The 326-nt window shown below is 47.2% G+C and carries 1 protein-coding gene; it reads left to right on the top strand.

Going from position 1 to position 326, the window contains the following annotated elements:
- On the top strand, positions 1-326 hold a 326-nt coding region (locus FD01_RS15240; RefSeq protein ID WP_338043387.1), incomplete at both ends, for an MBOAT family O-acyltransferase.

Genomic DNA, 326 nt, shown 5'->3' with positions numbered 1-326 from the left:
TTGAACCGCGCGGTGAAGTATTTGTTCTTAGGCTTCTTGTACAAATATGTGCTGGGATATTTGTTTGGCACTGTATGGTTGCCGCAGTTGGCACATTTTGCATTGAGAATCGGCGGGTTCTCCTGGTCGTTAGTCGGGTATATGTATGACTACTCGATGTATCTGTTCTTTGATTTTGCCGGCTACAGTTTGTTCGCTGTGGCGATTTCCTTGATCATGGGCATCGACACCCCGATGAACTTCAACAAACCCTTCGCCGCGCCGAACATTAAAGAGTTCTGGAATCGCTGGCACATGAGTTTGAGCTTTTGGTTCCGGGATTTCGT

Source organism: Lacticaseibacillus manihotivorans DSM 13343 = JCM 12514 (genome assembly GCF_001435035.1).
Classification (GTDB): domain Bacteria; phylum Bacillota; class Bacilli; order Lactobacillales; family Lactobacillaceae; genus Lacticaseibacillus; species Lacticaseibacillus manihotivorans.
Note: the sequence above shows the minus strand (reverse complement) of the source record. Positions and strands in the feature narration are given on the sequence as shown.